A 25291-nucleotide genomic window follows, 5' to 3' on the forward strand; every position below is an offset into this window, starting at 1 on the left:
CGGTTAAATTAATTCATGATGTCTGTGTATAAATCCTTAATGAAGCCCTTTCTTTTTAGAAAGGGGGCTGAAGATGCCCACCATTTCACCTTTTCTATGACCAAGTTGACTTTCAATTTGCCTCTTTTTAAAGGGATTATCAAGCGCATGTTTTATTTTGAAGATCCATCATTGGAAAAAGAGGTGTTTGGCTTGAAATTTAAAAACCCAGTGGGGCTAGCAGCTGGATTTGACAAAGACGCCAAGTTAATTGACGAAATGTCCATGTTGGGTTTTGGCTTTATTGAAATAGGAACTTTAACCCCAAAGGCTCAGGATGGAAATCCACAACCAAGACTTTTTCGCCTACCTGAAGATGAATCGCTGGTAAATAGAATGGGCTTCAATAATGGGGGCGTGGAAGGAGCCATAAGCAGGCTGAAAAACAGAAAGTCCAAGGTGTTGATCGGAGGGAATATAGGAAAGAATAAGGTGACTCCAAATGATAAAGCCGAGGATGATTACCTGATTTGCCTTAAGGCACTTCATCCCTATGTGGATTATTTTGTGGTCAATGTGAGTTCCCCAAATACCCCAAATCTTAGGGATTTGCAGGAAAAAGAACCGCTTAAAAAGCTTCTGATGTCTATAAAGGCTGAAAACGATAAAATGGATCATCCTAAACCAATTCTGCTAAAAATTGCCCCTGATCTTACAAATGGCCAGCTTGATGATATCATTACAATTGTTCAAGAAAGCAAGATAGATGGGGTAATCGCGACCAATACCACGATTGATAGGAGTCAACTGAAGACTTCACAGGAAAAAGTGGAGGCCATTGGAGCTGGAGGTGTGAGTGGAAAGATTTTGGGCAAAAGAAGCACAGAAGTGATTAAATATTTGGCGGAAAAGTCCAATCATTCATTTCCTATCATTGGTGTGGGAGGTATTTTCAGCCCAGAGGATGCCATAGAAAAGCTAGAGGCTGGCGCAAGTTTAGTACAAGTGTATTCTGGTATGATATATGAAGGTCCAGCGCTCATGAAGAGAATTAAAAAAGGCTTAAAAAAGTATTACAGCCGCTGATATTTTCTATATTTCAAGATTACAATTATCTTATTGTTCATTAAAAGTGGATCATTGAAGAATTATGGCTTCAAATACATATAAATCAAATACCTTCAGGAAGAAAGAAAAAGCCAAAAAGAAGAAACGATCTTTTAATTTTTCCATAGATGCCTTTAAGGATAAAAAAATAGCTTTATCCTTCGGTATTTTGTTTATGATGGTTGGTGCGTTTTTGTTTTTTGCATTTTTAGGTTACTTATTCACTGGACCTTCGGATCAAAGCGTGGTCACTAGTGTAAGTGAAGAAGGGGGGTCTTTTAGGGAAAATGCAGCTGAAGCAAGGAATTGGTTGGGATATGCTGGTGCCTGGATTTCACATTGGCTGATATTCAGGTGGTTTGGTCTGGCGGCATTTTTGCTGCCTCCGTTCCTGTTTATATTGGGCTTTAAATGGGCTTTTAAGAAGACATTGATCCCTCTTACCCAATACAGTGCTTTTGGGCTGTTTTTTATTTTTTGGATTGGTTTGTTGTTAGGTTATGTGGTACATATCCTTGATGGCTTTAATTACCTTCAATTTCTAAGTGGAGGGTTTGGATATGAGATGGCGGTGCTTTCAGATGAGTTTTTGGGCTGGGGAACCTTTATTTTGATATTTGGTTCCTTGCTGATTTTTGTCGTGTTTTTCTTTAATATTACTCATATTGAATGGTTACAGGGAGATGGGAAAAGTGAAAGTAATGATAGCCAAATGGATGCTGATTTAGCCGTTGCAACTTCTCCAGCTGAAAGGACTCCGACAGTAGCAAGGACAACTCCCGAAGATATGCAAGAAGGAAAAAGTGAGGATCTTACTGATTCCGAGTTGGAAGAAGAGGAGGACGATGGGCAAAGTTGGACCATCAAAAATGAAAAACCTGCCAAGAATAAACCAAATTCCCCAGAGCCTGCATTTAATATTGAAGGGCAGGATCTGGTCAGTGAGGAAATGGTGGAGGATGAAAGAGAAGATGAAAAGAAGTTTACGGTAGAGAAGGCGGCCAAGGAAGAAAAGACTGTAAGTGAAGTAGAAAATTTGGATCCGTATGACCCTACTTTGGATTTAGCTTCTTACCAGTATCCCAATATAGATCTGCTCAATGAGTATGATCAGCAAAAAGTGACAGTGTCCAGGCAAGAGCTGGAAGAAAATAAAAATAAGATCGTAGAGACTTTGGTGAATTTCAAAATTGGAATTCAGGAAATCAAAGCGACCATTGGTCCCACAGTTACTTTGTATGAGATTGTGCCTGATCCGGGAGTGAAGATATCCAAGATCAAGAACTTAGAAGATGACATTGCCTTGAGTTTGGCTGCATTAGGGATTAGGATCATTGCACCGATTCCAGGAAAAGGCACCATCGGTATTGAGGTACCTAATAAGAATCGGGAGTTAGTAGCTGCAAGGTCTGTTTTAGGAACCGAGAAGTTCATGAAGAGCGATAAGGATCTTCCTGTTGCCTTGGGTAAAACCATTTCCAATGAGGTCTTCGTCGTGGATCTGGCCAAGATGCCCCACCTTTTGATGGCCGGTGCAACGGGGCAAGGTAAATCTGTAGGCTTGAATGTTATTTTGGCTTCATTGGTTTATAAGAAACATCCTGCTCAGCTTAAGTTTGTTTTGGTGGATCCCAAAAAGGTGGAACTTACGCTTTTCAATAAAATCGAGCGGCACTTCTTGGCTAAATTGCCGAATGCGGAAGATGCTATTATTACGGATACCAAAAAAGTGATCTATACGCTGAATTCACTATGTATCGAGATGGACAATCGATATGATCTTTTGAAGGATGCTGGCTGTAGAAATCTGAAAGAATACAATGCAAAATTTGTGGCCAGAAAGCTCAATCCTGATAAAGGGCACAAATTCATGCCTTATATAGTGTTGGTCATAGATGAGTTGGCAGATTTGATGATGACGGCAGGTAAGGAAATCGAAGCACCTATTGCTAGATTAGCTCAGTTGGCAAGGGCCATTGGTATTCATTTGGTGGTAGCGACTCAGCGACCATCAGTAAATGTAATTACCGGTATTATTAAGGCCAATTTCCCCGCGAGGCTTTCCTTTAGGGTTACTTCAAAAGTTGACAGTAGGACCATTTTGGATGCCGGCGGTGCAGAACAGCTGATAGGAATGGGAGATATGTTGCTTTCGCAAGGATCAGATGTAATCCGTATACAATGTGCCTTTTTGGATACGCCAGAGGTGGAAGCAGTCTGTGAATGGATTGGTGAGCAGCGAGGATACAGTGATGCGTATATCTTGCCGGAATTTGAAGGAGAGGATGGAGATAGCAGTGTCGGAGATGTGGATCTTTCCGATAGAGATCCGCTATTTGAGGATGCAGCTAAGTTGATTGTATTGCACCAACAGGGAAGTACTTCATTGATCCAGAGAAAACTTAAACTAGGCTATAACCGTGCAGGAAGGATTATTGATCAGCTAGAGGCAGCGGGAGTGGTAGGGCCTTTTGAGGGAAGTAAAGCCCGAGAGGTCTTGGTGCAGGATGAAGTTAGTTTGGAACAGTTATTGAGTAACCTCTAAAATGCTATAAAAGCCTAAAATAGAAGGTTAATTATGTTGAAGAGAATATTATTATTTACAGTACTCATTATAGGTTTTCAAGGGCTAGTTTGGGGGCAAAAAGATCCCAAAGCCAAATTGGTTCTTGATCAAGTAAGTGAAAGATATCAGTCATTGAGTGGCGTTCAAGCTACTTTTGAATATTATTATTATAATGATATTGACGGTGCCAGTCAGTCCAGTACTGGAGAAGTCGCGGTCAAAGGAAATAGATATAAGCTGGTCTTGGATGATCAGGAGATATACAATAATGGTGAAACCGTCTGGACTTATATCAAGACAGGGGATTATAAGGAAGTAACCATCAATACAGTCAGTGATGATCCTGATGAATTGACTCCTTCGAGCATTTATAACCTCTATAAAAAAGGTTATGATTATGTCCTTATCGGCGATGAAAAGCTAAGCGGTAAATTGGTTCAGAGAATCAAACTTACTGCTGAGAATCAAAATGCCCAGTTTAGTACCATTATCTTGTATGTGGACAAAGCGAACAAGGATTTGATGGGCTGGGAAGTTTCTGATGCAGATGGGGGAAGCTTCAAATATCAATTCAAAAATGTGAAAACGAATGTGGATTTGAAGAATTCGTTTTTTGCCTTTGATGTTTCTGCTCATGTTGATGTAGAGGTAATAGATCTGCGTTAAGTTCCCTTTTTTAGAACGAAAAAATAAGAATAGCACAGATACTAAACGAATTTAAGTTTAGTGCGTGCTATTTTTTTTATTTTTGCCAAAACAATTGAAAAATGGACAAACAAAGCCTCTTTAAGCAAATTCAAGGTAAATCTTCTTTTCTGTGTGTAGGGTTAGATACAGATCTTGCCAAAATCCCTTCACACTTACTAAAGGAAAAAGATCCGATATTCGAGTTCAACAAACAGATCATTGATCATACAGCGGATTATGCAGTGGCTTATAAACCTAATATCGCTTTTTATGAGGCATTGGGGCCAAAGGGCTGGGAAAGCCTCCAGAGAACCTTGGAATATATTCCTAAGGATATTTTTACTATTTCTGACGCCAAGCGTGGAGATATAGGCAATACCTCTAAATTGTACGCCAAGGCTTTTTTTGAACAGATGAATTTTGATGCTGTTACTGTCGCTCCATATATGGGAAAAGATAGTGTAAGTCCTTTTTTGGAGTTCGGAGGAAAGTGGGTGATTCTCTTGGCACTGACTTCAAATGAAGGAAGCAAGGATTTTCAAGTTTTGGAGACGGAAGGGGGAAAGCCGTTATTTCAACAGGTTTTGGAAAAAAGCCAGGAATGGGGTAGTGATGAAAATTTAATGTATGTGGTGGGAGCAACTAGAGGTGAGAAAATAGCAGAAGTGAGAAAATATGCCCCTGATCATTTTTTCTTGGTGCCAGGTGTAGGTGCCCAAGGCGGAAGCCTTCAGGAAGTGGCCCAATATGGGATGAACAAAGAATGTGGCTTGTTGGTTAATTCATCTCGAGGAATTATTTATGCTTCAGGTGGTGAGGATTTTGGTGCGAAAGCTGGGACAGCAGCAAGAGCACTACAAGTAGAAATGTCCCAATTATTGGACCAGTATTGTAAATAATCTGGGGCGATCGAATAATTGACCATAGAAAGAACCTAATGGCCTGTTTCTAATTAGAAGACAGGCTTTTATTTTTTAGTGAAGCCATCTTGATTTTTAGTTTTCAATAAATACTTTTAAATTATGTTTCCTGCTGTTGTACAGTTGGTTGTGTTTTTTTTGGCTTTAATTTTTTATGCAGATGAATTTTAAAGAGAATTTTATCCATGCAATATGGAAGTACCAGTATTTTGATAAACGTGATTTGAGGACCTGCCATGGCGTGAGCTTGGAGGTCAAGAAAATTGGCTATTATAATTTTCATGAGGGGCCTGATTTCAGGGAATCACATTTGAGCATTGGTCAGTTGGAGCATCATGGCAATGTGGAGGTTCATTTAAAATCTTCAGATTGGTACCAGCATGCACATGACAGGGATCATCATTACGATTCCGTGATATTGCATGTAGTATGGGAACATGATACAGAGGTAAAAAGAGCAGACGGAACACTGATTCCTACTTTGGAACTAAAGGGTAAGGTGTTTTTAAGTGTTTTAAGGAATTATGAGCGACTGGTGTCAGCAAGGAATCCTATTCTGTGTCATGAATTTTTACCAGGCATTAATGAGATTATCAAGTTTTCCGCTTTAGAAAAAGCCTTGGTGGAAAGACTGGAAGAAAAAAGCAAGTTGGTGGACCAAGAAATAATTTCCACAGCGGGAGATTGGGAGGAAGTGGCCTATCGCTGGCTGTTTTATTGTTTTGGCTTCAAGGTGAACAATGTCCCAATGCTTAAACTGGCCCATTCAGTACCTTATAAAGTATTGAAAAAGCATTCAGGAAAAAGAGGTGTTTTAGAAGCTGTTTTGATGGGACAGGCAGGGTTTCTAACGGGAGATCAGCTGGATGAGTATTCGGCCTTTGCCCAAAAAGAACATGGTTTTTATCATAGAAAATATTCATTGCCCGAACCAGTTTATCCTACTGAATGGAAATTCATGCGGGTTCGTCCCAGTAACTACCCTCCAGTTAGAATAGCTCAGTTGGCCACCGTTTTATCCCAAAGCCCGAATTTATTTTCCCTGATTACTCAGGAAGTTGATAGCGTTTCGGCCTTGCAGGGAATCTTCTCTGGAGGCACCTCTACGTATTGGGAATATCACTATTTCCCTGGAAAGGAATGCAAAAAACACCAAAATAGGGTTTTGAGCAAAAGGACAATTCATTTATTGGCGATTAACTATCTGGTACCACTTTGGTTTTCTTATGGTAAATATTTGGATGATGAAAGGTGGAGGGCGCGTTGTTTCGATCTTTTACAAGAGATCCCGCCAGAAGAAAACCATATTATTTCCGACTTTATAGTAGAGGGATGGAGGCCTTTGAATGCATTTGATAGCCAGGGCATGATAGGTTTGCATCATGCTTACTGTAGTCAAAAGAAGTGCCTGAATTGTAAGGTGGGGCAAAACTTGCTCAGTGCAAGTGATTAATGAATTTTGGTTAGCTTGGGATTTTGGCGTAATTTTGCGCACTAAACCAAAAATAGATATGGAAAAACCGGTAATCATTTTAGGTGCAAAGGGAATCGCACATCCCGCATTGGAAATCTTTAATAGCAATGAGGTGGTTGTGTATGGCTTCCTAGATGAGGATAAAGAAATGCATGGCACAGAAATAAATGTAGTGCCGGTATTGGGAGATCCTGAGGACGATGGTTACTTAAAGTTGGTAGGTAAGAAATGTGAGGCTTTTGTGGCTGTGGATGATAATAAATACCGTCAGTTTTTGGTGAAGTTATTGAATGAGCGCAGAAAGGTTCAGCCTATCAATGCGATCCATAAAACATCCTATATTTCTACTGATGCTAGCATTGGCCACGGGAATTTCATCAATGCAAAGGTAAATATCGGAGCAGGGGCTAAACTCGGTAGCCACTGTATCATTCATTCTGGGGCTATTATAGATCATAAGGTGACAGCAGAAGACTTTGTCCAAATAGGCGCTGGTGCAGTAATTAATTCAGGTGTGAGTATTGGAAAAGGTGCTTTTATTGGTTCTGGAGTAACTGTAGTATCTGGGGTGAAAATTGGTGGAAATGCCAGAATTGGCGCTGGATCGGTTGTGGTGGCAGATGTAGAAGAAGAAAGTACAGTTTTTGGGAATCCTGCAGCTCCTATTAAGGCTTAGATTATTATATTTAATTATCATAAAAAAACCAGAACACCCTGCTGGAATCAGGGCAAAAGTTATGGAAAATTCAAATTACAGTGTACTTCTGTATTATTGCTATGCAGAGATCAAAGATGCTGAGGCATACAGGGAAGAGCATCACCTATTCTGTATTGAAAACAATATCAGGGGGAGAATCATTATTTCGTCAGAAGGTCTGAATGGAACGGTTTCTGGCCTTAAGGAGGACTGTGAGAAATACATGGCCTATGTAAAGTCTGATCCTAGGTTTGCTAAGACAGACTTTAAAGTTGATGATTTTGACCGTCATGCCTTCGCAAAGATCCATGTCCGTGTGAAACCTGAAATTGTTCACTCTAGCCTAAGGCATATTAATCCACTGGAGAAAACAGGTAAGCACCTGGAGCCGGAAGAGTTTAAGAAATTAAAAGATCAGGAAGATGTAGTGATCTTGGATGTGCGTTCCAACTATGAACATGAATTAGGGCACTTCAAGAATGCATTGACCCTTGATATTGATAATTTCAGGGATTTTCCAGAAAAGGTGAAGGAGCTTGAGCATTTAAAAGGCAAAAAAGTATTGACCTATTGTACTGGCGGCATCAAATGTGAAAAAGCCAGCGCTTATTTGTTGGATCAAGGTTTTGAGGATGTTTACCAGTTACACGGTGGAATTATCAAATATGGTATGGAAGCTGGCGGAGAGGATTTTGAAGGGAAATGTTATGTGTTCGATAACCGACTAGCAGTAGATGTCAACAAGGTGAATCCAACGGTGATCTCAAAATGCCATTGTTGTGGAACACCTTCTGACAGAATGGTCAATTGTGCCAATCCTGAATGTAATATCCATGTGCCGATCTGTGAGGAATGTGGGTGGAAGTATGAAGGGGCTTGCTCCGATGAGTGTAAAGCACATCCCGAAAAGAGAGAATATAATGGGACGGGATATTACCAGAAAAATACCAATGGCTATAACCCTTATAAAGGATTGCAAAGAAAGCCGAATAAGGATAAAATAAAATCTATTCTCCATGACTAAGGTTATCCCTTCATCAGAACTTATCATTAATCCAGATGGTAGCATCTACCATCTCAACTTGAAGCCAGAATTTCTGGCTTCAACTGTTATTACAGTAGGAGATCCAGAGCGTGTGTCTAAAATCACCCAATACTTTGATGAAGTAGAGCTGAAAGTTTCCAAAAGAGAATTTGTCACTCATACAGGTACTTATAAAGGGAAGAGGCTGACAGTGATGAGCACTGGCATGGGGACGGACAATATTGAAATCTTTATGACAGAGTTGGATGCTCTGGTCAATATTGATCTGCAAACTCGAAAATTAAAACCCAAGCACAGTTCTTTGGAAATTATCAGGGTAGGTACATCGGGAAGCATGAGAAAGGATATTCCTGCGGGGGCACTTTTGGCTACTGATTATGGGATAGGCCTGGATACCTTGATGCAGTATTACAATGCCGCCTATAGTTCCAAAGAGTTGGCCATAGCTGAAGCAGTTCAAAAGGCCCTTGGTCTTCAATTTAGGCCATACTGTTTCAAAGGCTCAGGTGCCTTGATGGGGAAATTGTGCAAAGGAGAGGTAATAGAGGGCAATACAGTAACCTGTCCAGGTTTCTTTGGGCCTCAAGGGCGGGAAGTTCGGTTGAAGCCAGCTATTCCAGATATCATTGAGAGGCTCTCAAAAGTAGTTGCTGGAGGCGTCCAATTGACCAATTTTGAAATGGAAACTGCTGGTTATTATGCCATGGGGAAAATGCTGGGCCATGAAGTACTTAGCCTGAATGCCATTGTTGCCAATAGGATCACTCGGGAATTTGTAGAAGATGCAGACAAAGTGATGGAAAAGCTGATTTTGCATACCTTGGAAAATGTATAATTGAGTTTACTGAATTATCCCATCATACATAGCCTTTTTGATGAGTGGTGAAACAAGTGTTTAAGTTATTGAGTTAAAGTAAAATAGGAGTTGTTTTAGGAGCATCTCGGGAACTTTGCTTTAACCCGAAGAATGAATAGCACAAGCTTGTTTTTAACAATCAGCATATTCGTCTCATGAAAGGCCTTTATTTCTTTTTATTCATTTGTGCATTTTTATTTATTGGCTTTCCTTCATTAGGTCAGTCCAGCCTACTCAGGGGAAAGGTGCAAGATGAACAAAGTGGAAAAGCATTGGAATTTGCGAATATCGCATTGCTTCATCCTGTAGATTCCGCTGTAGTTACCGGAGGAATGACGGATTTGACTGGGCATTTCGAATTTGAGGCTTCCTCAGGGGATTATATTTTTCGTGTGGGGTTTATAGGTTATAAAAGTTATCATGAAAACATTAGTGTTGGTGATAAGAAAAACCTGAATTTTGGCTTGATCAAACTGGCGTCTGAGACATCCGATTTGGATGAGGTTTTGGTGGAGGGAGTGACATCCATGTTTGAATCTGATATTGATAAGCGGAGATATAATGTTGAAAACAGCATTGTAGCTGAGGGAGCCACTGCCTCAGAGCTATTGGAAACTTTGCCTTCTATTCAAGTGGATGAAGAAGGAAGTATAAGCATGCGTGGCAGTGGAAATGTATTGATTTATATCAATGGCAGGCCCTCCAACCTGTCTGGGGAAAATACAGAAGCCATCCTGTCGCAATTTCCCGCCAATAGCATCAAAGAAGTTGAATTGATCACCAATCCCTCCTCTAGATATGATGCCGCAGGAGTGGGAGGAATAATCAATATTGTCTTGAAGAAAAACAGTTTTCAGGGATTAAACGGGCAGGTTAATACCTCAGTAGGAACCAGGGATAAATATGCCGGTGGCTTAACATTAAATTATGGTGCCGAAAAGATCAACTTCTTTACATCCTATAATTATCAAAACAGGAGGAGATTCCGAAAAAGTGATGAAAAAAGGTATAATGAGCTGTCCAATGCTTCCCCTTTACTGGACCAGGATTCCTATAATGAAGAGGTGGAGAAATCCCATTTGATGAGGGGAGGCTTTGATTGGAACCTTGTCCCTACACAGGTACTGGGCTTTTATGCACAGTTTAATGTCAATGAAGAAGTGGAGGAAGAAACCCTTAACCAAAGGAGTATCAATTCTGCGGGGGACTTGGATAGTTTGTCGGTTAGAGATGCCATTGAGGATGAAGAAGGAGATAATTTTGAAACAGGATTCACTTATAATTGGCAAATAGATACACTGGGCCAAAAGCTTTATGGGAGCTTCTCTTATGCACAGGATAGTAGGGATCAAACGGATACTTATGAACAGACATTTTATGATGAGGCAGTGCAAGAGGTGCCCCATAAATGGATAAAGCAACTGAATGGTAGGACTAGGGCCAGCGAACTCTATATTGTCCAAATGGACTATGAAAAGCCCCTAGGTAAAACTTCAAAAATTGAAGGGGGATTGAAAGGAACTTTTGGCTCTTGGGATAGAGGACAGGAATTTTTTCAGGGTGATATAAATACTGAATTTGAATTGGTAAGGAACGATACCGTAAGTGATGAATTTACTTTTAATGAGGATGTCTATGCGGCTTATTTTATTTATAGAAATAAAATGGGGGACTTTGGTTATCAGCTTGGTTTAAGAGGGGAGGCAACCAGAACCCTTGGTGTACAGGAGAGAGAAGATTTAGAGGTGGTAAATGATTATTTCAATCTTTTTCCCAGTGTTTACCTGAGTTATTCTTTACAGGAAGAGGAGGAATTGACCATTAACTTTAGTCGTAGGATATCTCGGCCAGGGATTTGGGATTTGGCGCCTTTATATTATGTGTCTGATCCTTTAAATGTGCGAACTGGGAATCCCTATCTGAAACCAGAGTATACCAATAGCTATGAATTTGGCTATATGAAAGCTTGGGAAAGGTGGTTGCTGAATGCGACCATTTATCACCGTTATTCGACGGATATTATTAGTAGGATCACACGAATAAACGATAATAATGTTACTGTCCAGACCCGGGAAAATATAAATGACCGAAGTAGTACAGGGCTAGAGTTGATCAACCAGTTTCAGTTTGGGAACTGGGTAGATGCCACCCTTACAGGTAATCTATTCCATAGCAAGATCAATGGAGATAACTTGGAAGATGGAGCAAATAATTCCAATTTTAGCTGGACCGTCAGTTTGTTGTCAAATATTATCATTCCCAAGGTTGCCAATGTGCAAGTTCAAGGTAATTACCGAGGTCCAATTGTTTTGCTGCAAGGTAAATTGCTACCTTATTGGGGGATGAACATTGGCTTTCGTCGAGACGTGTTGAAAAAGAAAGGTACTATAAGTTTAAACTTTAGTGATGTTTTTAATACTAGGATCTTTAAAATTGAAACCAAAGGTCCAGGATTTTCTCAGGACCGGGTTTATAATAGAGAAACTAGGATAGTTACGCTCTCTCTGAATTATAAGTTTGGTGGATTTAAGGAAAGAAGAAATGAAAGAGACCGTCAAAGTGGAGGCGGAGATGAAGATGGGGAATTTTAATTTTTTTGTTTGGTAATTGCTCTGGAGATGATGAAAGCGGCATCTTTGGCCGATCCATAAATTAAGTGTGAGCTTCTTGATCTTTGATGTGGTAGGCCTAGGAAATAAATGCCTTCAATGATAGATAGCCCTTGGTTTTCCTTTAGCTTTTCAAGGTCATATTCGAAACCATCAATATTGATGAAGTCAAAATTGATTTCATTGCCCGTTGCAAATAACACAAAGTCAATCTCCTGGCTATGTTGGTTTTTAAAAGTTACTATGTTCCCATCTGCTGCGATTATTTCTGGATGAAGTATTGCTTTTTTAGCTTTTTTCTTAATACCGTTGAAATTATAAATTGGAGCTGTTTTGTTTCTTTTTTTCTCGCTGAGTGGTTTTTCTAAGCGATTGAATTTTTTGTCCCAGAAGAATTTGTTTTTACCAAATGAGTCCAAGGACTTGAATTTAGGTTTTTCATTAGTGGACCAATGGACTTCAAAATAGGCGGTTAGTTCAGCTATAATCTGAGCAGCTGTATTGCCCGAGCCAATTACCAGTACTTTTTTGCCTTTTATAGATACAGGACTTCTATATTGATTACTGTGAATATAGGGAATGCTTAAGCTCTTTGCCCATTGTGGTACGGACTTGGTTTGCAGACATCCATGACTAATGATGATATTTTTGGTGGTAATTTTCTCAAAGGTAGATTCTACGAGGAATCGCTTGCCCTCCTGTGTGATTTCAGTAACTTCATTTTTGGGATGCAAAGGGAAATCAAAGTGTGCAGCGTATCTGGAAAAATAATCTGCAATCTGATTTTTATTGGGCAAACTGGTCGGCGATAAGGCCATAGGTAGTTCTGGGAGACTACAGAAAACCGCTGGGGTAAATAGCTTCATGGTTTCGAAGCTATTTCTCCAGTTATCTCCAACTTCCTGCTCTTTTTCCAGGATAATGAAATCTTTGCCAGCTTTTTGTAAGTGGCGGGCAGCAGATAGTCCACTTTGCCCAGCCCCAATGATTAGAAAATCAGTTTCTTTCATATTAGTCCATAATGTCATCAAGTTCACTCAATTCCAGCCATCTAAATTCCAATTCTTCCAATTCCTCGGTGATGTTCTGAATGGAATTGGACCATTCCAAAAGTGCTGCATGGTCCTCAGTGCCTTGGTTGATCTTCTCCACCAAGGTAGACTTTTGTGTTTCAAGTTCTGCGATTTGTTTTTGCACCTGCTTGAATTCCTGTTTTTGTTTATAAGAAGCCTTTTGGTTGGAACTATTGCTCTCTTTTGGCTTTTGAATGGCCTTTTCTTTCTCTTGCTGTTTTTGGCTAGTAGCGAGGGCTTCTTGTTCTTTTTCCCATTCTCTAAGATCAGTGTAATTACCAGGGAAATCTTTGATCTGTCCCTTTCCTTGGAATACAAATAAATGGTCTACCAATCTGTCCATAAAATACCTATCATGGGAGACAATGATCAGGCAGCCAGGAAAACCATCTAAAAATTCTTCCAAAGTATTCAATGTCATGATATCCAGGTCATTGGTAGGTTCATCGAGAATCAGGAAGTTAGGGTTTTTGATCAGTACCATCAGCAATTGCAGGCGACGTCTTTCCCCACCACTGAGTTTAGCGATTGGTGTGTGTTGCTGTTTTGGCGGAAAGCCGAATTTGTTTAAAAATTGAGAAGCAGTGATAGTGCTGCCTCCTGCCAATGTAACTACTTCAGCCACCTCCTTGACGATGTCCAAAAGTCTTTTTTCTTCGTCAAAAGCACCTTCCTCCTGTCTATAATAGCCAAAAGCAGTGGTTTGTCCAATTTCAATTTCCCCTGAGTCCGGCTGAAGCATTCCCGTAATCAAGTTTAGGAAAGTGGTTTTTCCGGCACCATTTGGTCCGACAATGCCTATTTTATCGCCTTTTTTGAAGGTATAAGAGAAGTTGTCAATGAATTTTTGTCCATCGTAACTTTTAGAAAGTTTTTCGATTTCTATGATTTTGCTTCCTAGTCTTTGGGAAGATACCTGTAGGTCGATTTCCCGTTCTTCTTTTTTCTGGAAGGCCTTTTCTTTGGTTTCTTCAAAAGCATCGATACGGTATTTGGCTTTGGTGCCCCTGGCTTTGGGTTGCCTGCGGATCCAGTCAAGTTCCTTTTTATAGAGGCTTTTGGCTTTTTCTTGTTCTGTGGCTTCTATTTCCCTCCTTTCTGCCTTTTTGTTCAGGAAATAGCTGTAGTTTCCTGTGTAGCGAAATATTTTACCAGCGTCCAATTCAAGGATTTCATTGGTGACTTTTTCCAGAAAATACCTGTCGTGGGTCACCATGAAAATGGAAAGGTTGGCTTTGGCAAGATAATCTTCCAACCATTCTATGGTGGCCAAATCCAAGTGGTTGGTAGGTTCATCCAAAAGGAGTAAATCTGGCTTCTCCAAAATTGCTTTGGCCAGGGCTACTCTTTTTCTTTGACCACCTGAAAGGTTGCCTACTGGTAGGTCGGTGTCATTAAGGCCTAATTTTCCCAGTACTTCTTTGACTTGGTATTCGTAATCCCATGCCTGCAAAGCGTCCATTTTTTCCATCAAATTGTTGAGTTCATCAACATTGTCTTTACCGGCTTGGGCATTGACCATGGCTTTTTGATAAGCTTCCATTACCTGAAGTGTTTCGTTGGAAGAATCAGAAAAAACAGTTTGGTAAATACTGAGGTTTGCGTCAAATACGGGGTTTTGATGAACATAGGCTAGCTTGACCTGTTGATTGATAGCTATATCACCCGCGTCTGCTACTTCAAGGCCCATGATTATTTTCATCAAGGTGGATTTTCCGGCACCATTGATCCCAACAAGCGCGACTTTTTGACCTTGATCTATTCCGAATGAGATATTATTGAAAAGGGGCTTATCACCATAAGCCTTGGAGAGATTTTCTACTGACAAGTAATTCATGTCCAAAATTAAATAAAAAATAGCCACTAATGGTATTTCCACCTGTACAATAAATTGCTACTAATAAGATAGCTTGTCTTATGGCAATTTTGATGCCGCTTATCAATCGAATAGGGTTTTAATGGCTGCGGAAAGTTCCTTCAGGCCTGCTTTGAAATGTTCTTTTGATTTTTCCAACATTGGCTGAATGGTCTTTTTCTGGGAAGCGTATTTTTCTTCAAATTCCTGTCTTCGTTTATTGAATTCCTTTTCCAAGGAAGCTTTGTCTTCTTTGAGTTCTTTTACTTTCTTTTCTACTTCTACCTTTGCTTCTCCGCTCACTTCAGCGCCTTTGCTGATGAGTTCCTCGATTTTGAGACCAATTTCCTGTAATAGATTTTCGACTTCCTCAAAGGAGGATTTTTCTTTCGTAGCCATGATAAAGTAGGTTTAAATGAAATAGTGAACTTTATCAATATACAAAGCAAGCCTGAATTTCTGATAAGAAATCAAGTTTATTTTGATCTAGTGAGTTGGTCTATTGGAAGTTAAGGTAGACGGTGATGGATTTTCTCTTTAGCTCCTTGATGGCTCCTGCAAACTCGGGATTGGTTTCAGCTTCTTCATAAATATTTGTCAAGCCATGAGAGAACCTGATTTCAGGAGAAAATTTGAAAAATTTGAAATAAAAATCAAAGCCCATACCCATTTCCAAGGCAACATCCTTGCCGCTGATGACCAGTGGATCGGCGTTGGCCTCATCTTGTGATTTTGTCCTGAACATAGGGTTGATACCTCCTGTAAAGAACATTCTGGTATTATTGAACCTTTGGGATTTGTATTTCAATAAAAGTGGAAGCTCAATCATGGTGGCTTCAGTGACCAAGGATTCTGTTCTGACCCCCAAACCAGTTTCCTCAAATTCATCATCTTCAAGGTAGTTGATATCTGTGCGGTATTCGTAAAAACCTACTTTGGGAGTGGCCAAGAAATTTAATTGATCATGAAGTCTCAGTTTCAATAAAAAGCCCAGAGAAAACCCTGGAGAGAAAACCGGCATTATACTTTGGATTTGCCCAAATTGACCTTGGTTAGGATCCATATAGGCATCGCTGTATTTAAGACGAAGAGAAGTAGTGTGACCTGCTAGAAAAAAACCGTAGGTCATAAATTGGTCATCCTGTCCAGATTTGTTTAAAGGCCTATATGTGGCACGTTGTCCAAAAACCTGAACTGCCAAAAATATGATGAAAAATAGGGAAAACCCTATTTTTCTCCAATGTAAATTGAGCTGATGCCGAATGTAAGCGGTTTGCATTTTGTCTGGGTAAAGCCTACTTTTTTTAATACAGCCAGAAAGTCTTCACCATCTGGGAAAGCCTGAACGGATTCAGGGAGATAGGTATAAGCCGATTGGTCTTTGGAAATCACTTTGCCGATCTGCGGTAGAATATACTTGAAATAAAAATTATATGCTTGTTTAAAAGGAAACTTTTTTGGTTTGGAAAATTCTACAATGACGGTTTTTCCTCCAGGTTTTAGCACCCGGTACATATCAGCAAGACCTTTTTCCAGGTTTTCAAAGTTCCTTACGCCAAATGAAACGATGACAGCATCGAATTTATTATCTTCAAAAAGCAACTTTTCAGAGTCGCCCATTTGTAATTCGATAAGGTGGTCCAGCTTCTTGTTCTTGATTTTCTTCTTGCCCTCAGCAAGCATTCCTTCAGAAATATCTACACCGATGACTTTGTCAGGATTCAATGCCAAAGCCTCAATGGCAAAATCTCCAGTACCTGTGGCAATGTCCAAAATCATTTTAGGCTGGTCTTTTTGGAGCATTTTAATGGCTGTTTTTCGCCAAATAATATCAATTCCTAAGCTTAGAACGTGGTTTAGTAGATCATATCGCTTACTGATATTATTGAACATATTAGCTACTTGAGCCTTTTTACCATCATTTTGATTTTTGTAGGGTACTACTGACATGGAGTTTCACTGTTTAGATGCGCAATATTACTAAGGAAACATGAGCAATGGAAAAATGTTAAAGATTAATTGGTGCAAGGGTTTTGAGAGGAAAGGCTTACCTTTGTAAAAAATGAAAGAAAAATGATTAAAAAGGCTACATTTTTGACCAGTAATTCGGACTATAGGAAGTGTCCATCTAATCATAAACCTGAATTTGCTTTTATTGGGAGGTCCAATGTGGGCAAAAGCTCCTTAATTAATATGTTGACCAATAATAAGGGACTGGCCAAGATTTCAGGAAAGCCTGGTAAAACCCAGCTGATCAATCATTTTGAGATCAATGATAAATGGTATATAGTGGATTTGCCAGGATATGGATTTGCCCAGGTGAGTAAAACGCTTAAGTCTGACTGGGAAAAAATGATCAAAGGCTATCTTACAAACAGGGAAAACCTGGAAGCCACTTTTGTTTTGATTGATAGTCGTCTTGATCCACAGAAGAAAGATCTTGACTTTATTCTTTGGTGTGCCCAGAATAATGTGCCTATCGTCTTGGTATTCACCAAAGCGGATAAACTGTCTGTCAGCAAAGTGAAAGGCAATGTGAATAAATTCCTAAAAGCATCCAGTGCTATATTTGAAGAGGCTCCTCTGTATTTCGTGACTTCTTCTTCTACAGCTGTGGGTAGGGAAGAACTCTCCGATTTTATGGATGAGTTAAGTGAAGAATTTTACGCACAACAATGATTCATCTTGAGCTTTTGAGGTGAAATCCTATATTTGCAACTTGATTAAAAAGAAGAGATATGGAATTTAATGAAATAGCTACCGTAGCCGGAAAACCAGGCTTATATAAAGTACTTAAACCGAGCAGAAGTGGAGTGATTTTGGAATCTATGGATGCCAAGAAATCTAAATTAGTGGTTGGAGCAAACCATAGAGTGTCCATCCTTAGTGAAATATCCATTTACACACTGACAGAGGAGGGATCTGAGCCTTTGCAAGATGTAATGATGATTATTGAGAAGGAGTTTGCTGGAGACACAGGCTTGGCCAAGGGAGCTGATAATGATGAGTACATGGCTTTTATGAAGCATATTCTTCCTGAATTTGATGAAGAAAGAGTTTACCCTTCTGATATCAAGAAATTGATTTCTTGGTATAAGATTATTCGTGAGCATGCTCCAGAGGTATTAGAAGAAAAAGCCTCTGAAAGTGAAGAAGCTAAAAAAGAAGCTTAATAAGAAAATTTATTGAAAAAATGTAGCTACCTAATGAGTTGATTGCTTATCTCGTTAGGTAGCTTTTTTATTATGGAGTATCAATATATCTTAGAAAGTGTTCAGTTGCTGCAAAAGGATTTTGATCTACCAAGTCCTCATGAATCCATCAGTAGAGAAGAGCTTATAGCGTTGCTAGAGCCAGTTGTCCGTCAGTTATTGGATCGGGATTTTGAGCGACTGCTTCAGATTTGTTACAGGGTGGATTTGGGAGAAGTACGTCTAAAACAAATTCTCCATGAATCCAATCCAGAGCAAATGAGCAGAGAGCTGAGTGAAGCTTTGGTCAATCGCCAAATTCAGAAGATCGAAATCAGAAAGAGATATCAATAAACCTATTGTTTTTTAATGTTTTAATATTTGTGAACAGGAGAAGGTTGTTTTTCATTGAGGTAAAACTGCGCTTCCTCTACCATGGCTTTGGAGCCTATATAAAGAGGGGTTCTTTCGTGGAGGGCAGTTGGCAATATATCCAAGATCCTTTTTTCGCCGTTGCTGGCAGCAGCTCCAGCTTGTTCGGCAATATAAGCCAGGGAATTGGCCTCATACAGCAATCTTAGCTTGCCTTTAGGCGCTTTATTGGTTTTAGGGTAGATATAGATGCCTCCTTTCAGTAGATTTCTGTGAAAATCAGCGACTAAACTGCCTATATACCTTGCACTGAAATTTCTCACTTTACACGATTCAATATAGTTTTTGTCACCTTCGCTTATTTGTGAGGTAAGGCCTTCATTGATACTGTAAATTTTCCCGTCTTCCGGAGCCTTCATATTGGGGTGAGACAAGAAAAATTCTCCCAAGGATTGTTCGTAAGTGAAGCCATTTACGCCCTTACCAGTGGTGTAGACGAGCATGGTGGAGGATCCGTAAAGGACATAGCCTGCTGCTACTTGTTTGTTTCCGGGCTGCATGATGTCCTCAGGTTGAATCGGACTGCCAATGGGCGTGACACGTCTGTAAATAGAGAAGATGGTTCCGATGGATATATTGACGTCTATATTCGAGCTGCCATCCAATGGATCCATGGCTACCACATATTTTCCTCGGCTGTTTTGTAGGTCAATGACCTCATCATCTTCTTCTGAAACTATGGCACATACTTCACCTCCTTTGGTCAATGCCCTAGTGAATCGGATATTGGCAATTACATCTAGTTTCTGCTGTTCCTCGCCTTGTACATTGGTGCTGCCAAAGGCTCCGCCTATTTTGGAGAGTCCAGCCCTGTTAATCTCACGATTTACTATCTTTGAAGCCAAGGCGATATCCCTGAGGATTTGAGATAGTTCACCTGAAGCAAAAGGGAAGTCGTCTTGTTTGATTTTGATAAAACGGTCCAATGTTACCCCTACTGAATAACCCAATGCTGAGTGGTCTGGTTGATATGGTTTTGTCTTCATGTTTATTGGAAAAGTACAATTTATTGAATAACCCACTGAAAAATACAACTTAAATTTTTATGACAAAAGCAATTGTATATAAATTTGGTGGAGCCTCTGTTAAAGATGCTTCTGCGATTAAAAACCTTCATACTGTTTTGTTAAATCGATTGCAGAATAAAATGGTGATAGTTGTTTCAGCGATGGGCAAGACTACAAATTCTTTGGAAGAGATTTTGAAGTGTAAATTTTCTGGAAATGATTATTATTCGAATTGTGCAATTTTAAGAAAAAACCATTTAGCAGTATGCTCAGCGCTTTTTGAAGAACAAAACCCTGTGTTTTCTATTGTGGAAAATCTTTTTTTGCAATTGGAGCGGGATTTGGAACATCCACTGAATAGGGAGAATTATGACCAATATTATGATCGTATAGTGAGTTACGGAGAAATCTTGTCCAGTAAGATTATTCATGCATATCTCTGTACAATGGGTTTGTATTGTGTTTGGCAGGATGCCAAAGAAATAATCGCGACAGATGAAAGTTTTCGATCTGCCAAAATAGATTGGTCACTCACGGCGAAGCAATGTGCAAAGCAATTAGGGGAAAAGTTGAAAAAATTTCCTGTGATTACTCAAGGGTTCTTGGGAGCAAGTCCTGCGGGTAAGTGGACCACATTGGGTAGGGAAGGATCGGATTTTTCCGCTGCTATTATTGCTCATAGTATACAGGCCAAATCAGTCACTATTTGGAAGGATGTCCCCGGGGTTCTAAATGCGGATCCCAAGCGCTTCGCAGATACGGTCAAGTTTGACCGAATAGATTATAAGGAAGCTGCTGAAATGACTTATTATGGGGCATCAGTGATCCATCCAAAGACCATTAAACCATTGGCCAATTTAAAAATTCCTTTAAATGTCCGCTCATTTCTTGATCCAGAAGGGAATGGGACAATCATTGGGGATTTTCCTGAAGAAAGGCATACTATTCCTACTATTGTGGTGAAAGACAGGCAGGTGTTAGTGACCTTTGAGGTGACTGATTATACCTTTATTAATGAATCCCATATTCATCATGTTTATGCGGAGCTGGAAAGGTTACGTTTGGGGGTAAATATGCTGCAGACCTCTGCTATATCTATTTCTATTTGTGTCAATGAAGAGTTATTTAAGGTAGAACAGCTTTTAGAGGAAATGGGAGATTCTTTTAAGATTAGGTATAATGAGGGGTTGCAATTGCTGACGGTTAAAAATTACGATGAAGCTTCTAAAGAACAGTTTTTGGGTCGAGAGGGGATATTGGTAGAGCAGACCACACGAAGTACTATACAGCTGGTGTGCAAGCCCGATGTTTAAACCCGAAATATGCATTAGCTTATCTATTACGGACTGAAAATGCTTTAAAATCAGTCGCTTTGCTGCTGTTTTCGACGTCACCATAGCGGTGCTATGCCTCAGTCTCCAAACAGCCTGATTTTCTTGCATTTTCAGCCCTCACTACGATTGCTAATGCATAATCCGGGTTAAAGGAATTTTTTGAGTACCTTTTTAATGCCAGGCAGGTAGCTTTGACCAAATAGGTTGAGGTGGACTAAAAGTGGATATAGATTATGGATGTCGGCCCTGGTTTCAAAGTCGGGTTCTAAGGGGAAGATGTCATTGTAGGCTTCATAAAAGCGGCTTTGGAATCCACCGAAAAGTTTTGAAAAAGCCAGGTCGATTTCCCTGTGTCCATAATAAACGGCAGGATCTATCAAGCAGGGGGCTCCTTGTTGGTTGACAATGATGTTCCCAGACCATAAGTCACCATGAAGTAATGCTGGTTTTTCGTTGGGGATCAGATCTGGTAGTTTTGGGTAGAGTTTTTGGGACTTTTTGTAAAAGTCTTTAGTGATCAAACCGTCATAGAAGGCTTTGCCCAGCATAGGTTCCAGTCTTTGTTCGGCGTAGAACTGAGCCCAGTTATTGCTGTATTTATTGTTTTGGGGGAGTATGGCGATATAGTTGTCCTCATCAAACCCAAATTTTGGGAAGGTAGCCATGTGCAGTTCTGCTAGTCCATGGCCCAAAGTTTCCCAATATTGAGGATTAGGGTAGCCTCCTGGGATCCATTCTATGAGCAGGTAGTTTTGGTTGTCTATTCTTCCTGCTCCTATAGTCTTTGGGATTTGGAGTGGAGTGTGTTTGTGTAATAAGGTAAGTCCTTTCAGTTCTTGGTGAAAAATGTTTGCAGATTCAAAATAGTTTGATTTCAAAAAAAGCGCACCCTTGTCAGTATCCAAAAGTACGCTTTGATTCATTGTTCCTGCAGATATGAGTCTGACAGAGTTTATTTTTGTAGATTCATGTATAGCATTATATAAGACTTCTTTGTAAAAAGAATTTTGCCTACTAAGCATATACTTGATGTTCTTTTTGTAGTTGGGAAATTAATTCTTTGATGGATTCGTCCAAGATTTGGTAGACTTTTTCAAATCCATCTTCACCACCATAGTAAGGATCGGGAACCTCGTCGGATTCAGCATTGGGCTGGAAATCCCGCATGAGATGAATTTGGTCGTGAGTTTGGCTGTAAGTGTCCATTAATTTATAAATATTGGACCTATTGGATTTGTCCATGGCTATGATATAATCAAAATCACGGATATCTACATGGGAAAGTTGCCTTCCTCTGTGGGAAATTTTTATACCATGATCGTTGGCGCATTTAAGGCTTCGCTCATCAGGGAGCTCGCCAATATGGTAATCAGAAGTACCGCAGCTGTCACTTTTGAATTTGTGTGGCAAATTCAATTTTTGGATTTGATGATTAAAGATGGCTTCCGCTAGAGGAGACCTACAAATATTTCCTAAGCAAACGAATAAAACTTTGATCATTATTATCTGATTGATACTCCTAATCCTACATTAATAGTGTTGTATTCCTGGAAGGTATAGTCCCCACTGAGGAATATTGGGCCAAACTTAAATCTTGCTCCCAAGGTGCCCATTGCTCCCGCTACTTCATATTTCAGGTCCACAGGGTCAGTCAATGGTTCAGATACACCTTCGACATAATAGTCTCCCAGTACGCTGTAAGCAGACTTGCCAGTGTTATAGCCAAAAGCGCCATAGAAGGTAATAATGGATAGCTTTTTACTGATGATGCCTTGGAAGGTCCAAGATTCGACATCCATTTTGCCATGTTGATTTTCTGTCTCATCAATGATATAGCTTGCTTTTAGATTATTGTAGGCAACCAAGCCGGATAGGTCAAAAGGCAATAGGTTGAAGCCAGGGATGTGTTGTTTGATGTCGTGTTTTACGCCCAGTCCCCATTGTGAAACTTTGGCATCATCTATTTTTATTTCAGGAATAAATCTTCCTATTATTTCAAAGCCTGCAGGAAGCCCCAATGCTGCCTGAATGGTTGGTGCAGGTACGTACTTTACTGGGATATCTAATCCAGGAGGAACTTCTACTTCTGCAATTAATTCACCTTCCTCATAGATTCCCAAAGTGGCATCCGTTTCGGTTTCTCCAAAGAGGGTTGGAAGTTCTTCTGGGCCGCTGGCTCCGACTATCCTAAGCTTATCGTATTCGTTGGGGTCGAAGGTGAAAGATTCGTGTTTGCTGGGTACGGCTGCTACTCCTGCTCCAAATTTAATGTCAAAGCCTAATGTACTATGAGGTTTGGCAGTTTGAGCCCAGCCACTTCCCATGCTGTATATAAAACCTTTTGCGGCAGGTTCTACATAATAGCCCATATAGGTATTCAGATCTTTCGCCCCTGCACGGAGAATTTGCTCAACATCTACATCACCCTGTCCAAAAGCTTTGGAACTCACTAATATGAGGCCTACTAAACAAAAATGTAATGTTTTCTTCATTGATAATGGTGGTTTTAAAAGATAAAGGTAAGGAAATTTAGAGTAATCTTTTAGGGTAAAAAGTACCTGAAAAAAATAATTTTTGAAAAATTAAAGATCTTTTATAGTTTTGCGGAACTATTACTAGATAAGAATCATTCTTAATACCGAATGAATATTGAAACGGTAAAAAATAAGATCTCAAGTGGTGGACTGAAGTTTACCCATCAGCGCATGGTGATATATGAAGCTGTTTCGCAAGCACATAATCATCCTACTGCCGAATGGGTTTATGAGCAGGTCAAGGAAAATAATCCTAGTATTTCGCTTGGTACGGTCTATAAGACTTTGGAGACTTTTGTCAATGCTAATATCATTCAGAAGTTTATGGATACCAATGGTGTCATGCGATTTGATGCAGTATTGGAAGCACATAGTCATTTATATGATAAGGAGACGAATGAAATCAGGGATTATTATAATCATGAATTAGAAGCGATGATTAAAGCGTTTCTTGAGAAAAATAAAATCAAGGATTTTGAGGTAGAAGACATAGAAGTGGTTCTAAAAGGCCACAACAAATAGAAAATAAATTAAACATAACTAATCAATTAAAATTAAAAAGTATGTCATTAGTAGGAAAAAAAGCCCCTTTATTTAGCGCACCAGCAGTGATTAACGGAGAGGAAATCGTTGAAAACTTCTCTTTGGAGCAGTTTATCGGTAAGCAGGAAGTTATCTTCTATTTTTACCCAAAAGATTTCACTTTTGTTTGCCCTACTGAGATCTTGGCTTTCCAAGAGAAATTGGCCGAGTTCGAGAAAAGAGGTGTAGCGGTTGTAGGAGCTTCTTGCGACACAGAAGAAACTCACCTTGCATGGTTAGCTACTCCTAAAGCTAACGGTGGTATTGAAGGTGTGACTTATCCATTGGTTGCTGATCCAGCTAAAACCATTGCCCATAACTTTGGTGTTTTGGCCGGTGAGTGGAATTACAACGAAGAAGGTGAACTTACTTATGAAGGTGCTCCAGTAGCATTCAGAGGTTCTTTCTTGATCGACAAAGAAGGCGTAGTAAGACACGAAACTATCAACGATCTTCCTCTGGGAAGAAACATCGATGAGATGATCAGATTGGTGGATGCGCTTCAGCACGTAGAAAAGTATGGAGAAGTTTGTCCTGCTAACTGGGAAGAAGGAAAAGAAGCAATGAAAGCGACTAAAGAAGGTGTATCTGAATACCTTTCTAAAAACTAATCATTGAAGCTTCAATGAAATATTGAAAGCCCCGGTAAGATTTCCGGGGCTTTTTTTGTCGCAATTTTTGAGTTTGTCCCGTCTTGGCAGAGAATATTATTTTTAACTAAACTATTTCAATATGAATGCTTTTAAATATACTGCCGTAATCTTGCTTACTCTATTCTTTTCTTCTTGTAATGATGATCAAAAAGATACCCAAAACCAATTAGAGAGAAGTGAGAAAAAATGGGGACTCCTTAAGTCCGAGAATAATGAGTCATACCGCTATACGGTAAGTACTTCCTCGTGGACAGGCTATAGTTCACTGACCACCATTACTGTCCAAGATGGTTTCGTCACCAAAAGAGAGTTTGAAAGTTATAATGTGGATAATGAAGGAGGAAAGGAACTGGTGGACTTTTATGTGGAGGAGGGAGAAGAAATAGGGGTAAATGAGGAAGGAACTGCCCCTCTTACCTTGGATAAACTTTATGATATTTGTAAGGAAGAATATTTGTCCGTTGATCCTAAAACAAATACCATCTATTTTACGGCCTTTGACAATGGACTTGTGCAGAGCTGTGGGTATGTGCCTGATAACTGTGTCGATGATTGTTTTTTTGGTTTCAATCTGGAAATTATCGAATGGATGGATTGAATTAGGAATTAGCAATAATTATAATGATGGGGCCTTACAGGAATACTGTGAGGCTTTTTTCTTGGTGAAAAATAGAGGTGGTTTGTTCTGAT

The 25291-nt window shown here is 39.8% G+C and carries 25 protein-coding genes; 16 read left to right on the forward strand and 9 right to left on the reverse strand.

All coding sequences use genetic code 11. The features are described from left to right. Positions 1-24: 24 nt before the first annotated feature. From KZP23_RS09190 to KZP23_RS09230, 9 genes are all read left to right on the forward strand, one after another. A complete protein-coding gene (locus KZP23_RS09190; protein ID WP_226335949.1) occupies positions 25-1065 on the forward strand; it encodes a quinone-dependent dihydroorotate dehydrogenase in 1041 nt (346 codons plus the stop codon). A 64-nt stretch (positions 1066-1129) separates the two neighbouring features. Next, entirely contained in the window at positions 1130-3631 is a 2502-nt protein-coding gene (locus KZP23_RS09195) for an FtsK/SpoIIIE family DNA translocase (protein ID WP_226335950.1), read from the forward strand. Between the two features lie 33 nt (positions 3632-3664). Next, on the forward strand, positions 3665-4318 hold the full coding sequence (locus tag KZP23_RS09200) for a LolA family protein (RefSeq protein WP_226335951.1): 654 nt from the start codon (positions 3665-3667) through the stop codon (positions 4316-4318). 101 nt (positions 4319-4419) lie between these two features. Beyond that, positions 4420-5238 carry an orotidine-5'-phosphate decarboxylase gene (gene pyrF, locus KZP23_RS09205; RefSeq protein WP_226335952.1) on the forward strand — a complete coding sequence of 273 codons (819 nt, stop codon included), beginning with the start codon at positions 4420-4422 and terminating at the stop codon, positions 5236-5238. A 181-nt stretch (positions 5239-5419) separates the two neighbouring features. Next, a complete protein-coding gene (locus tag KZP23_RS09210; protein WP_226335953.1) occupies positions 5420-6712 on the forward strand; it encodes a DUF2851 family protein in 1293 nt (430 codons plus the stop codon). Positions 6713-6770: 58 nt separating this feature from the next. Continuing rightward, the gene (locus KZP23_RS09215; protein WP_226335954.1) at positions 6771-7409 is read left to right on the forward strand and encodes an acetyltransferase; all 639 of its coding nucleotides are present in this window, start codon (positions 6771-6773) and stop codon (positions 7407-7409) included. A 61-nt stretch (positions 7410-7470) separates the two neighbouring features. Then, on the forward strand, positions 7471-8454 hold the full coding sequence (gene trhO, locus KZP23_RS09220; protein WP_226335955.1) for an oxygen-dependent tRNA uridine(34) hydroxylase TrhO: 984 nt from the start codon (positions 7471-7473) through the stop codon (positions 8452-8454). Further along, complete coding sequence (locus tag KZP23_RS09225) at positions 8447-9310, forward strand: nucleoside phosphorylase (protein WP_226335956.1); 864 nt, start codon at positions 8447-8449, stop codon at positions 9308-9310. Before trhO ends, KZP23_RS09225 begins: the two co-directional genes overlap by 8 nt. A 176-nt stretch (positions 9311-9486) precedes the next feature. Continuing rightward, positions 9487-11922: a TonB-dependent receptor domain-containing protein gene (locus tag KZP23_RS09230; protein ID WP_226335957.1), complete on the forward strand. Its 2436-nt coding sequence runs from the start codon at positions 9487-9489 to the stop codon at positions 11920-11922. Here KZP23_RS09230 and KZP23_RS09235 read toward each other — a convergent pair. The 5 genes from KZP23_RS09235 to ubiE form a co-directional block, all read right to left on the reverse strand. Beyond that, on the reverse strand, positions 11919-12950 hold the full coding sequence (locus tag KZP23_RS09235; RefSeq protein ID WP_226335958.1) for a flavin-containing monooxygenase: 1032 nt from the start codon (positions 12948-12950) through the stop codon (positions 11919-11921). The two genes, KZP23_RS09230 and KZP23_RS09235, sit on opposite strands and share 4 nt — an antisense overlap. A 1-nt stretch (position 12951) precedes the next feature. Next, complete coding sequence (locus tag KZP23_RS09240) at positions 12952-14850, reverse strand: ABC-F family ATP-binding cassette domain-containing protein (protein WP_226335959.1); 1899 nt, start codon at positions 14848-14850, stop codon at positions 12952-12954. A 102-nt stretch (positions 14851-14952) separates the two neighbouring features. Further along, positions 14953-15267: a hypothetical protein gene (locus tag KZP23_RS09245; protein WP_226335960.1), complete on the reverse strand. Its 315-nt coding sequence runs from the start codon at positions 15265-15267 to the stop codon at positions 14953-14955. A 100-nt stretch (positions 15268-15367) separates the two neighbouring features. Next, positions 15368-16147: a type IX secretion/gliding motility protein PorT/SprT gene (gene porT / locus KZP23_RS09250; protein WP_226335961.1), complete on the reverse strand. Its 780-nt coding sequence runs from the start codon at positions 16145-16147 to the stop codon at positions 15368-15370. Beyond that, complete coding sequence (gene ubiE, locus KZP23_RS09255) at positions 16096-16818, reverse strand: bifunctional demethylmenaquinone methyltransferase/2-methoxy-6-polyprenyl-1,4-benzoquinol methylase UbiE (protein ID WP_226335962.1); 723 nt, start codon at positions 16816-16818, stop codon at positions 16096-16098. Before ubiE ends, porT begins: the two co-directional genes overlap by 52 nt. A gap of 123 nt (positions 16819-16941) precedes the next feature. On the opposite strand from ubiE, the gene yihA reads away from it, so the two are divergent. The 3 genes from yihA to KZP23_RS09270 all read left to right on the forward strand — a co-directional run bounded on the left by yihA (position 16942) and on the right by KZP23_RS09270 (position 18413). After that, on the forward strand, positions 16942-17547 hold the full coding sequence (yihA, locus tag KZP23_RS09260; protein WP_226335963.1) for a ribosome biogenesis GTP-binding protein YihA/YsxC: 606 nt from the start codon (positions 16942-16944) through the stop codon (positions 17545-17547). Between the two features lie 59 nt (positions 17548-17606). Then, positions 17607-18041 (forward strand): DUF5606 family protein, encoded by a 435-nt coding sequence (locus KZP23_RS09265; RefSeq protein ID WP_226335964.1) that lies wholly within the window; start codon positions 17607-17609, stop codon positions 18039-18041. A gap of 72 nt (positions 18042-18113) precedes the next feature. Further along, entirely contained in the window at positions 18114-18413 is a 300-nt protein-coding gene (locus KZP23_RS09270; protein WP_226335965.1) for a hypothetical protein, read from the forward strand. Between the two features lie 20 nt (positions 18414-18433). On the opposite strand, the gene fbp is transcribed toward KZP23_RS09270, so the two are convergent. After that, a complete protein-coding gene (gene fbp / locus KZP23_RS09275; RefSeq protein WP_226335966.1) occupies positions 18434-19477 on the reverse strand; it encodes a class 1 fructose-bisphosphatase in 1044 nt (347 codons plus the stop codon). 59 nt (positions 19478-19536) lie between these two features. Here fbp and KZP23_RS09280 point away from each other — a divergent pair, with 59 nt between their 5' ends. After that, on the forward strand, positions 19537-20811 hold the full coding sequence (locus KZP23_RS09280; protein WP_226335967.1) for an aspartate kinase: 1275 nt from the start codon (positions 19537-19539) through the stop codon (positions 20809-20811). A gap of 167 nt (positions 20812-20978) precedes the next feature. Here the strand turns inward: KZP23_RS09280 and KZP23_RS09285 are convergent, their stop codons facing one another. Genes KZP23_RS09285 through KZP23_RS09295 form a run of 3 tightly spaced genes read right to left on the reverse strand, consistent with a single transcriptional unit; the run spans position 20979 to position 23324 of the window. After that, positions 20979-21854 (reverse strand): fructosamine kinase family protein, encoded by an 876-nt coding sequence (locus KZP23_RS09285; protein WP_226335968.1) that lies wholly within the window; start codon positions 21852-21854, stop codon positions 20979-20981. After that, a complete protein-coding gene (locus KZP23_RS09290) occupies positions 21847-22332 on the reverse strand; it encodes a low molecular weight protein-tyrosine-phosphatase (RefSeq protein WP_226335969.1) in 486 nt (161 codons plus the stop codon). Before KZP23_RS09290 ends, KZP23_RS09285 begins: the two co-directional genes overlap by 8 nt. A 2-nt stretch (positions 22333-22334) precedes the next feature. Next, complete coding sequence (locus tag KZP23_RS09295) at positions 22335-23324, reverse strand: DUF6588 family protein (protein ID WP_226335970.1); 990 nt, start codon at positions 23322-23324, stop codon at positions 22335-22337. A 150-nt stretch (positions 23325-23474) separates the two neighbouring features. On the opposite strand from KZP23_RS09295, the gene KZP23_RS09300 reads away from it, so the two are divergent. The 3 genes from KZP23_RS09300 to KZP23_RS09310 all read left to right on the forward strand — a co-directional run bounded on the left by KZP23_RS09300 (position 23475) and on the right by KZP23_RS09310 (position 25199). After that, positions 23475-23888: a Fur family transcriptional regulator gene (locus KZP23_RS09300; protein ID WP_226335971.1), complete on the forward strand. Its 414-nt coding sequence runs from the start codon at positions 23475-23477 to the stop codon at positions 23886-23888. Between the two features lie 41 nt (positions 23889-23929). Further along, positions 23930-24559, forward strand: a complete 630-nt coding sequence (locus KZP23_RS09305) for a peroxiredoxin (protein ID WP_226335972.1) — start codon at positions 23930-23932, stop codon at positions 24557-24559. 121 nt (positions 24560-24680) lie between these two features. Further along, a complete protein-coding gene (locus tag KZP23_RS09310; RefSeq protein WP_226335973.1) occupies positions 24681-25199 on the forward strand; it encodes a hypothetical protein in 519 nt (172 codons plus the stop codon). Positions 25200-25291: the final 92 nt, after the last annotated feature.

It is taken from the genome of Echinicola marina (genome assembly GCF_020463795.1).
GTDB lineage: Bacteria > Bacteroidota > Bacteroidia > Cytophagales > Cyclobacteriaceae > Echinicola > Echinicola marina.

Excerpts from the sequence above, each read along its gene's own strand:
- KZP23_RS09195 (WP_226335950.1), top strand. The coding sequence starts at position 1,130 with ATGGCTTCAAATACATATAAATCAAATACCTTCAGGAAGAAAGAAAAA.
- KZP23_RS09200 (WP_226335951.1), top strand. The coding sequence starts at position 3,665 with ATGTTGAAGAGAATATTATTATTTACAGTACTCATTATAGGTTTTCAA.
- pyrF (WP_226335952.1), top strand. The coding sequence starts at position 4,420 with ATGGACAAACAAAGCCTCTTTAAGCAAATTCAAGGTAAATCTTCTTTT.
- KZP23_RS09210 (WP_226335953.1), top strand. The coding sequence starts at position 5,420 with ATGAATTTTAAAGAGAATTTTATCCATGCAATATGGAAGTACCAGTAT.
- KZP23_RS09215 (WP_226335954.1), top strand. The coding sequence starts at position 6,771 with ATGGAAAAACCGGTAATCATTTTAGGTGCAAAGGGAATCGCACATCCC.
- trhO (WP_226335955.1), top strand. The coding sequence starts at position 7,471 with ATGGAAAATTCAAATTACAGTGTACTTCTGTATTATTGCTATGCAGAG.
- KZP23_RS09225 (WP_226335956.1), top strand. The coding sequence starts at position 8,447 with ATGACTAAGGTTATCCCTTCATCAGAACTTATCATTAATCCAGATGGT.
- KZP23_RS09230 (WP_226335957.1), top strand. The coding sequence starts at position 9,487 with ATGAAAGGCCTTTATTTCTTTTTATTCATTTGTGCATTTTTATTTATT.
- KZP23_RS09235 (WP_226335958.1), bottom strand. The coding sequence starts at position 12,950 with ATGAAAGAAACTGATTTTCTAATCATTGGGGCTGGGCAAAGTGGACTA.
- KZP23_RS09240 (WP_226335959.1), bottom strand. The coding sequence starts at position 14,850 with ATGAATTACTTGTCAGTAGAAAATCTCTCCAAGGCTTATGGTGATAAG.
- KZP23_RS09245 (WP_226335960.1), bottom strand. The coding sequence starts at position 15,267 with ATGGCTACGAAAGAAAAATCCTCCTTTGAGGAAGTCGAAAATCTATTA.
- porT (WP_226335961.1), bottom strand. The coding sequence starts at position 16,147 with ATGCAAACCGCTTACATTCGGCATCAGCTCAATTTACATTGGAGAAAA.
- ubiE (WP_226335962.1), bottom strand. The coding sequence starts at position 16,818 with ATGTCAGTAGTACCCTACAAAAATCAAAATGATGGTAAAAAGGCTCAA.
- yihA (WP_226335963.1), top strand. The coding sequence starts at position 16,942 with ATGATTAAAAAGGCTACATTTTTGACCAGTAATTCGGACTATAGGAAG.
- KZP23_RS09265 (WP_226335964.1), top strand. The coding sequence starts at position 17,607 with ATGGAATTTAATGAAATAGCTACCGTAGCCGGAAAACCAGGCTTATAT.
- KZP23_RS09270 (WP_226335965.1), top strand. The coding sequence starts at position 18,114 with ATGGAGTATCAATATATCTTAGAAAGTGTTCAGTTGCTGCAAAAGGAT.
- fbp (WP_226335966.1), bottom strand. The coding sequence starts at position 19,477 with ATGAAGACAAAACCATATCAACCAGACCACTCAGCATTGGGTTATTCA.
- KZP23_RS09280 (WP_226335967.1), top strand. The coding sequence starts at position 19,537 with ATGACAAAAGCAATTGTATATAAATTTGGTGGAGCCTCTGTTAAAGAT.
- KZP23_RS09285 (WP_226335968.1), bottom strand. The coding sequence starts at position 21,854 with ATGCTTAGTAGGCAAAATTCTTTTTACAAAGAAGTCTTATATAATGCT.
- KZP23_RS09290 (WP_226335969.1), bottom strand. The coding sequence starts at position 22,332 with ATGATCAAAGTTTTATTCGTTTGCTTAGGAAATATTTGTAGGTCTCCT.
- KZP23_RS09295 (WP_226335970.1), bottom strand. The coding sequence starts at position 23,324 with ATGAAGAAAACATTACATTTTTGTTTAGTAGGCCTCATATTAGTGAGT.
- KZP23_RS09300 (WP_226335971.1), top strand. The coding sequence starts at position 23,475 with ATGAATATTGAAACGGTAAAAAATAAGATCTCAAGTGGTGGACTGAAG.
- KZP23_RS09305 (WP_226335972.1), top strand. The coding sequence starts at position 23,930 with ATGTCATTAGTAGGAAAAAAAGCCCCTTTATTTAGCGCACCAGCAGTG.
- KZP23_RS09310 (WP_226335973.1), top strand. The coding sequence starts at position 24,681 with ATGAATGCTTTTAAATATACTGCCGTAATCTTGCTTACTCTATTCTTT.